The organism is Brevundimonas diminuta ATCC 11568, assembly GCF_000204035.1.
Classification (GTDB): domain Bacteria; phylum Pseudomonadota; class Alphaproteobacteria; order Caulobacterales; family Caulobacteraceae; genus Brevundimonas; species Brevundimonas diminuta.
In genome coordinates, this window is the sequence record NZ_GL883086.1 from 481,002 (window position 1) to 488,486 (window position 7,485).

Annotated in this window: 7 protein-coding genes; 3 read left to right on the plus strand and 4 right to left on the minus strand. The window is 67.4% G+C overall.

Going from position 1 to position 7,485, the window contains the following annotated elements; translation table 11 throughout:
* The coding region (locus BDIM_RS06125) for a LemA family protein (RefSeq protein ID WP_040346624.1) at nt 1-570 on the minus strand (570 nt) is incomplete at its 3' end.
* A 96-nt stretch (nt 571-666) separates the two neighbouring features.
* Nucleotides 667-1,590 carry a bifunctional methylenetetrahydrofolate dehydrogenase/methenyltetrahydrofolate cyclohydrolase FolD gene (gene folD / locus BDIM_RS06130; protein ID WP_040345229.1) on the minus strand — a complete coding sequence of 308 codons (924 nt, stop codon included), beginning with the start codon at nt 1,588-1,590 and terminating at the stop codon, nt 667-669.
* A 93-nt stretch (nt 1,591-1,683) separates the two neighbouring features.
* On the opposite strand from folD, the gene BDIM_RS06135 reads away from it, so the two are divergent.
* Genes BDIM_RS06135 through BDIM_RS06145 form a run of 3 tightly spaced genes read left to right on the plus strand, consistent with a single transcriptional unit; the run spans nt 1,684 to nt 5,358 of the window.
* Nucleotides 1,684-3,498 (plus strand): PPC domain-containing protein, encoded by a 1,815-nt coding sequence (locus tag BDIM_RS06135; protein ID WP_003164703.1) that lies wholly within the window; start codon nt 1,684-1,686, stop codon nt 3,496-3,498.
* A gap of 35 nt (nt 3,499-3,533) precedes the next feature.
* A complete protein-coding gene (gene fni / locus BDIM_RS06140) occupies nt 3,534-4,547 on the plus strand; it encodes a type 2 isopentenyl-diphosphate Delta-isomerase (protein ID WP_256974107.1) in 1,014 nt (337 codons plus the stop codon).
* 49 nt (nt 4,548-4,596) lie between these two features.
* Nucleotides 4,597-5,358, plus strand: a complete 762-nt coding sequence (locus BDIM_RS06145; RefSeq protein ID WP_003164705.1) for a hypothetical protein — start codon at nt 4,597-4,599, stop codon at nt 5,356-5,358.
* Nucleotides 5,359-5,392: 34 nt separating this feature from the next.
* Here BDIM_RS06145 and BDIM_RS06150 read toward each other — a convergent pair whose 3' ends face one another.
* Nucleotides 5,393-5,890, minus strand: coding sequence for a hypothetical protein (locus BDIM_RS06150; RefSeq protein WP_112999787.1), 498 nt, complete (start codon nt 5,888-5,890; stop codon nt 5,393-5,395).
* Nucleotides 5,891-5,946: 56 nt separating this feature from the next.
* Nucleotides 5,947-7,476: a histidine ammonia-lyase gene (gene hutH / locus BDIM_RS06155; protein WP_003164707.1), complete on the minus strand. Its 1,530-nt coding sequence runs from the start codon at nt 7,474-7,476 to the stop codon at nt 5,947-5,949.
* Nucleotides 7,477-7,485: the final 9 nt, after the last annotated feature.

Below are 7,485 nucleotides of genomic sequence, written 5' to 3' on the forward strand. Positions count from 1 at the left end.
CTCGGCCGTGGCGGTGAACAACTGCATGGGTTTGGAGCCGCCGTGCAGGGTCTTGGCCCAGATCACGTTCGGGAAGGTGCGCAGGGTGGTGTTGTAGTCGCGCACGGCCTCATTGTAGTCGCGGCGCGCCACGGCGATGCGGTTTTCGGTGCCTTCCAGCTGCGACTGCAGGGTCAGGAAGTTCTGGTTGGCCTGAAGCTGGGGATAGGCCTCGACCGTCACCAGCAGCCGCGACAGGGCGCTGGAAAGCTCGCCCTGCGCCTGCTGATACTGCTGGAAGGCGGCGGCGTCATCGAGGTTGGAGGCGTCGATGTTGACGCTGGTGGCCTTGGCGCGGGCCTCGATCACCTGGGTCAGGGTGGTGCGTTCCTGAATGGCCGCGCCTTGGACGGTGGCGACCAGGTTCGGCACCAGGTCGGCGCGGCGCTGATATTGGCTCTGAACGTCGGCCCAGGCGGCCTCGGCGCGTTCCTGTTTGGTCGGAATGGTGTTGTAGCCGCAGGCGCCCACGGCGGGGGCCAGGACGACGACAGCGGCGACGGCCGCGATGCGAGGCGAAAATCCAGCCATGAAGAAGCTCCTGCGGGCGGTCCTCATGACCGCTGATCGCTAAAGACTATCGGGCCCGAAAGGCTCCGCTTCAAGGCTGGATTTTTGACGCAGTTCTCAGCCGTTCAGGTCTTCCGGCTCCACGCCCGCCGCGCGGCAGGCGGCGGTGTAGGTGTTGGCCAGCAGACAGGCGATGGTCATGGGGCCGACGCCGCCGGGAACGGGGGTGATGCGGCCGGCGACCTCGACCGCCTCGCTGAAGTCCACGTCGCCGACCACACGGGTCTTGCCATCGGCCGCCTTGACCGGATCGCGCGAGGGGACGCGGTTGATGCCCACGTCGATGACGGTCGCGCCGGGCTTGATCCAGTCGCTCTTGATCATTTCCGGGCGGCCGACGGCGGCGACCAGGATGTCGGCGGTGCGGCACAGGGCGGGCAGGTCGCGGGTGCGCGAGTGAGCCACGGTGACGGTGCAGCTTTCGCCCAACAGCAGCTGCGCCATCGGCTTGCCGACGATGTTGGAGCGGCCCACGATCACGGCGTTCAGGCCGGACAGATCGCCGAGTTGATCCTTCAGCAGCATCAGGCTGCCCAACGGCGTGCAGGGGATCATGCCCGGCAGGCCGACCGCCAGGCGTCCGGCGTTGACGACGTGGAAGCCGTCAACGTCCTTGTCCGGCGAGATGGCGTCCAGCACGGCGGCCGAATCGATGTGCTTGGGCAGGGGCAGCTGCACCAGAATGCCGTGGATGCCCGCATCGGCGTTCAGCGATGCGATTAGGGCCAGCAGTTCGTGTTGAGTCGTCTCGGCGGGCAGGCGGTGGGTGTCGGACCGCATCCCGGCCTTCAGCGTCGTCTCGCCCTTGTTGCGGACATAGAGCTGGCTGGCGGGGTCTTCGCCGACGATGACGACGGCCAGGCCGGGCTTGACGCCGTGGGCGGATTCCAGCCGTGCGGCTGCCGCTGCGACGCGCTCCACCAGGGTCTGCGAGAAGGCCTTGCCGTCGATCAGCGAGGCGCGGGCGGGTTCGACAGCCATAATTGGCTCCATCTGCCGGGAACTGGAAAGCGTTGCCGCGATTTACAGGCGCTGCGGTTCGGCGTCTATGATGACGCCAGCAAAGAGGTTTTTATGCGTTATTCCCTGCTCGCGGCGGTCAGTGCTGTCGCTCTTCTGTCCACCGGCGCCGCCTGGGCCCAATCGGCGGCTGACGCCCGGCTGGGGGATGACATCCGCGGTCGGCTGGAAGACGGTGACGCCCGCACGCGCGGAAGCGACGGCTATCGCTATGACGACTACCGCGTGAACCTGCGCGCCGGTCAGCGGCTGGAGGCCCAGATGACGTCGGATGATTTCGACGCCTATCTGGAAGTCTATGCTGAAGGTTCCCTGCGGCAGTCGCTGGCCAGCGACGACGACAGCGCGGGCGACCTGAACGCGCGCCTTCGGTTCACCGCGCCCGAGGCCGGGGTCTATATCGTGCGGGCCCGCACCTTCTCCGGCATCGAGACCGGCGATTATCAGCTGTCGCTGAAGGAGCGCGCCGCGCCGCGGATGCCGCGGCCGGGCCGCATCGCCGTCGGTCGCGACGAGACGGGCAGCCTGGGGGCCAACAGCGCCGAGGATGACGACGGCAAGCGTTACGACGCCTACGCCTTCCGCACCTCGGCGGGCGAACGGGTGAAGATCGACCTGGAGTCCGACGACTTCGACAGCTTCCTGCGCGTCGGCCGCATCGTGAACGGCGCCTTCGTCCAGATGGCCGAGAACGACGACGGCGGCTCCAGCCTCAATGCGCGCCTGGTGTTCACGGCGCCGCAGGCGGGCGAGTATCTGATCCGCGTCACCTCCTATAACGGCTCGGCCGAGGGCGATTACCGCCTGTCGATGGAGCAGGGGCCGCCCGCGCCCACCGCCGCGCCGGTGACGATCGGCGAAGAGACGTGGGGCCGCTTGAATTCAGACAGCGCGACCAGCGATTCCGGCGCTCCGGCCGACCTGTACCGCTTCAGCGGTCGCGCCGGTCAGCGCGTGGCCATCACCATGAAGGCCGACGGATTCGACACCTACCTCGAACTGTTCGACGCCAACCACAACAGCCTGGCGACTGACGACGACAGCGCCGGCGACCTGAACGCCCGGCTGACCCACACCCTGGCCGAGGACGGCGATTACCTGATCGAGGCGCGCGCCTTCTCCAGCGGCGAGGGCCCCTATACGCTGAACATCGAGGAAATCGCGCCGCCGCCGCCGCCCTCGGCCATCGCATTCGGCCAGACGGTCGAGGGCGAACTGACTGACAGCGACGCCACCGACGATGACGGACGCCGGTACGACGCCTTCGTCTTCAGCGGAACCGAGGGGCAGCGCATTCAGGCCGTGATGCGGTCCGGCGACTTCGACGCCTATCTGCAGCTGGGCGAAAACGGCGAGGAGTTCAGCGAGATCGCCAGCGACGACGACGGTCTGGGCCAGGGCACTGACGCGCGTCTGATCTTCACCCTGCCGGAAACGGGCGAGTATGTGCTGCGCGCACGCTCATGGTCGCGCGACGCCAAGGGCCTTTATGCGCTGGAGCTGCAGGATCTGGGAGGCGAACCTTCGCCGGGCAGCCTGCTGATTGGCTCGACCGTGCGCGCGCGTCTGACCGAGCGCGCCAGCATCACCGACGAAGGAATCTATTACGACGCCTACCGCTTCAAGGCCAAGGCGGACGAGAAGCTGCGCTTCACCCTGATCGCCAGCAGCTTCGACGCTGTGGTCGAGATCGGCGAGGAGAAGGACGGCGACTACTTCAAGCTGGAAGAGGACGACGACAGCCTGTCCGACACCCACGCCCGCCTGAACTGGACGGCTCCGCGCGACGGTTCCTATGTGCTGCGCGCCCGCAGCTTCGGCTCCAACTCGACAGGCGACTATGTCCTGATCACGGAGCGGCAGCCCTGAGCGAACCTGACGACGCCGCCGCCTCGGCCCTGATCCTGGGTCGCAAAGACCAGCACCTTGACGTGGTGCTGGCCGGCGGCGGGCGTCACGCCCTGTCGGCGGGGTTCGACGACTGGCGGTTCGTGCACGAGGCTCTGCCGGACCTGGATCATGCGCGCATCGATCTGGGCGTCGACTTTCTGGGGCGACGGCTGAAGGCGCCGTTTCTGATCAGCGCCATGACCGGCGGCCCCGCGCGCGCCGAGGCGATCAACGCCCGCCTGGCCGAGGCGGCCCAGCATCTGGGCATCGCCCTGGCCGTCGGCTCGCAGCGGGCGGCGTTGGAAGGCGGTGCGGCGGGCGGTCTGGACTTCTCGATGCGCCTCAAGGCGCCGGACACGCCGATCCTGGCCAATATCGGCGCGGCCCAGCTCACGCGCGGTTTCGGCCGGGACGAGGCGCGCCGGGCGCTGGACATGATCGGAGCCGACGCCCTGGTTGTTCACCTGAATCCGCTTCAGGAGGCCTGCCAGCCGGAAGGCGACCGCGACTGGTGGGGCGTAGGCGCGGCGCTTCAGGCCCTGATCCGCGATCTGGACGCGCCGGTCATCGTCAAGGAGACGGGCGCGGGCATCTCCGCTGTCACTGCTCAGCGTCTGATTGCCATGGGCGCCGCGGGCGTCGATGTGGCCGGAGCCGGCGGCGCCAACTGGGGCCTGATCGAAGGCGAGCGGGCGACCGATCCGGCGGACAAGGCGCACGCCCTGGCCTTCGCCGACTGGGGCGTGCCGACTGCGCGCGCCCTGGCCGAAACGCGCAACGCCGTGCCGGACGCCCTGCTGATCGGATCGGGCGGCGTGCGCGACGGGGTGGATGCGGCCAAGGCGATTCGCCTGGGCGCCGACATCGTCGGCATGGCTTCGGGCGTGATCCAGGCGGCGACCGTTTCGACCGAGGCGGTCATCGAACAGTTTCAGCTCGCCGTTAGGCAGCTGAGAACCGTGTGTTTTTGCGTAAACGCTTCAAATTTAGCAGCGTTGAAACGAGTGCCGTTGCTTCCTGTCAAATAAGCTGGGCATTTCGCCCCTGCGTTTTTGCGTCGCACCCAAGGAGATTCCCATGCGCGCCCTGTTGATGACGTCGGTCCTCGCGTCTTCCCTGATCTTGGCCGGCGCCGCCGCGGCTCAGAGCTCCATCCGGCCTGGGCAGACCGTGACCGGCAACTTCAGCAGCAAGGACGCCCGCATGGACGACGGGTCGCACTACCGCTGCTATGTGGTGCAGACCCAGGCGGGTCAGGCCTATACGGTGACGATGCAGTCGTCGGACTTCGACACCTTCCTGATGGCGGGCGCCGGCACGGATTGCGACGAGACCTCGGTGACGAACGACGACGGCCCGGACATGGGCACGGATTCGCAGCTGCGCTTCATCTCCAACGGCGGCAATTGGATCATTCGCGCAAACACCCTGAGCGAGGGTCAGACCGGCGCTTTCCGTCTCAGCGTCTCTGAGGGGGAGCGCCTGCGCCCGACCACTCAGATCGTGCCGATTTCTGTCGGTGAAAGCCGTCAGGGCCGTCTGGAGTTCAGCGATCGTCAGGCCGACGACGGCTCCTTCTACGACTGCTACGCGCTGAACGTCAGCCGTGGTGGCAATGTGTCGGTGCGCATGGATTCGGCGCAGTTCGACGCCTATCTCTCGCTCCATGAAGGTCCGCAGTGCGACGGCGACAGCCTGGCCTCTGACGATGACAGCGGCGGCGGCACCAGCGCCCTGGTCACTCAGGATCTGCGTCCCGGCTCCTATTCCTTCCGCGCCAACAGCCTCAGCTCGGCGCAGGAAGGCGACTACACCGTCTCTGTCACGACGATGCGCTGACAAGGAAAAGGTCCCGGTTTCGCCGGGGCCTTTTTCAATAGAAGACGTTGTCCGATGTAGCGCGCGTTTCCGATGGCGGGTCATTGAGCGCCGACTGACGCGCCTCGCGTTCGGCGGCGTAGTCGGGCTGAGGCGCATCGAAGCCGAAGCCGTAATCGTCTCGTTCCAGTTGTGGCGCGGGCTGAGGCTGCGAGGGGCGGACGATGGTCGGCGGCGCTTCCTGTTCGGGCAGCGGCGGCAGGTCGGGCGTCAGTTCCAGCCAGGCGCTTTCGACATAGGGTTCGTCCTCGCTGGGCAGGGCGGCGAGCCGTTCGGGATCGTGCTCGTATCCGTCCCGCAACTCCCCAACAGCCATGATGGAGCCGACCGGCAGATCGGGTTCGACGGGCGGCACGACGTCGATGGAGACGGCCGGGCCGGACGCTCGCCCGCCATGCGCCGCCGAAGTCGAGTTCCAGGCGGTCCAGCCCGCCGCGCCCAGTCCGGTCAGGACCAGGGCGGCGGAGGCCAGAATGACGGCGCTTTTGTTCATGGTCGGCGGCGTCCTGCGTTCGCTCTGGATACGAAAGCGCTCAACCGCCGTTCGGTTCAAGCCGAAGGCAGAAGATCGCCGGCGAAGGCGCGGTAACGACCCGCGCGCACGCCTTCCGTCGCACGGGCGATGTCCGGCGCGAAATAGCGGTCTTCCGTATAGGCGCCGCAGGCCTCACGCACGATGGCGTAGGTCTGCTCCAGTTCCGGCGACGAGGTCAACGGACGGCGGAACTCGATGCCCTGGGCGGCGGCCAGCAGTTCGATGCCGACCACGGTCGCCGTATTGGCGGCCATGTCCAGCAGGCGGCGCGCGCCGTGGGTGGCCATGGAGACGTGGTCTTCCTGGTTGGCGCTGGTCGGCACGGTGTCGATGACGCAGGGATGGGCGACCATGCGGTTCTCGGCCACCAGAGCCGCCGCCGTCACCTGGGCGATCATGAAGCCCGAATTCACGCCGCTGTCCTTGACCAAGAAGGCGGGCAGGTCGGTCATCTTGGGGTCGACCAGGATAGAGGTGCGGCGTTCGCTGATATTGCCGATCTCGCACAGGACCATGGCGATCTGATCGGCTGCATAAGCAACGGGTTCTGCGTGGAAGTTGCCGCCCGAGATGACGTCGCCGTCTTCGATGAAGACCAGCGGATTGTCGGTCACGGCGTTGGCTTCACGCTCCAGCATGGCGGCGGCGTTGCGCAGAACGTCCAGCGTCGTGCCCATGACCTGCGGCTGGCAGCGCAGGGAGTAGGGATCCTGCACCTTGGCGCAGTCGTGACGATGGCTCTCGCGGATGGCGCTGCCGCTCAGCAGTTCGCGTAGGCGGCGGGCCACGTCGATTTGACCCGGTTGGCCGCGCAGGGCGTGGATGCGCGGGTCGAACGGCGCGTCCGAGCCCAGCAGGGCGTCGACCGAAAGGCCGCCCGCGGCGATGGCGGCGGCGAAGACATCCTCGGCCGCGAACAGGCCGGTCAGGGCCAGGGCCGTCGAACACTGGGTGCCGTTCAGCAGGGCCAGGCCTTCCTTGGGGCCCAGGACGACCGGCTTCAGCCCGGCCTTGGCCAGGGCCGACACGGCGTCCAGCGTCTGACCCTGATAGCGGGCTTCGCTGACGCCGATCAGAACGCACGACATATGGGCCAGCGGCGCCAGGTCGCCCGAGGCGCCGACCGACCCCTTGGACGGGATCAGCGGCAGAATCTCGGCGTTGACCATGCCGATCAGCGTCTCCAGCGTGTGACGACGCACGCCCGAAGCGCCCTTCGACAGGCTGGCGATCTTCAGCACCATCAGCAGGCGTGTGGTGTCCGCGCTCAGCGGCTCGCCGACGCCGCAGGCATGGCTGAGCACCAGGTTCTTCTGAAGGGTTTCAAGATCTTCCGCCGCAATGCTGGTGTTGGCCAGCAGGCCGAAGCCGGTGTTGATGCCATAGACCGTGCGGCCTTCGTCCAGGATGGCGGCGACGGTCGCCGCGCCCTTTTCTACATTGGCCCAGGCGGCGTCGGTCAGGCTGACCGTGACCGGGCCGTTCAGGGCGGCGCGTAGCTGGGCGAGGGTGAGGGGGGATTGGCCGATGATGATCTGGGTCATGCTGTCTCT